We start from the raw sequence: 529 nt of genomic DNA on the forward strand, positions 1-529 counted from the left end.
CGCTGATATGGAAGACCTTGAGCGCCAGCTTCAGGCAGCACAGGAACAGCGCTTCCGTATCATTGTGACGGATGGCGTATTCTCTATGGATGGCAACGTGGCACCGATGGATAAGATTTGCGATTTGGCCGAAAAATACGATGCGCTGGTGATGGTAGACGAAAGCCATTCTGCCGGCGTTGTGGGTGAAACCGGTCACGGTGTGAGCGAGTTTTTCAATACTTACGGACGCGTGGACATTTATACCGGTACGCTCGGCAAGGCTTTTGGTGGCGCTGTAGGTGGATTTACTACCGGCCGCAAGGAAATTATAGACATGCTTCGTCAGCGCAGCCGTCCTTATCTTTTCTCCAATTCGCTCGCTCCTGGCATCGTGGGAGCTGCCATCGAAACGTTCAAACTTTTGGGCGAGAGCAATGCTATTCATGACAAATTAGTAGAGAATGTCAACTATTTCCGCGATAAGATGATGGCAGCCGGTTTTGACATCAAGCCTACGCAGAGCGCCATTTGCGCCGTGATGCTCTAC

General features: G+C 51.2%; 1 protein-coding gene. It reads left to right on the forward strand.

The features are described from left to right. The coding region (locus C5S62_RS03675) for an aminotransferase class I/II-fold pyridoxal phosphate-dependent enzyme (protein ID WP_133159483.1) at positions 1–529 on the forward strand (529 nt) is incomplete at both ends.

Origin of the sequence: Prevotella sp. MGM2, from assembly GCF_002933955.1 — a bacterium.
Taxonomy (GTDB): Bacteria; Bacteroidota; Bacteroidia; order Bacteroidales; family Bacteroidaceae; genus Alloprevotella.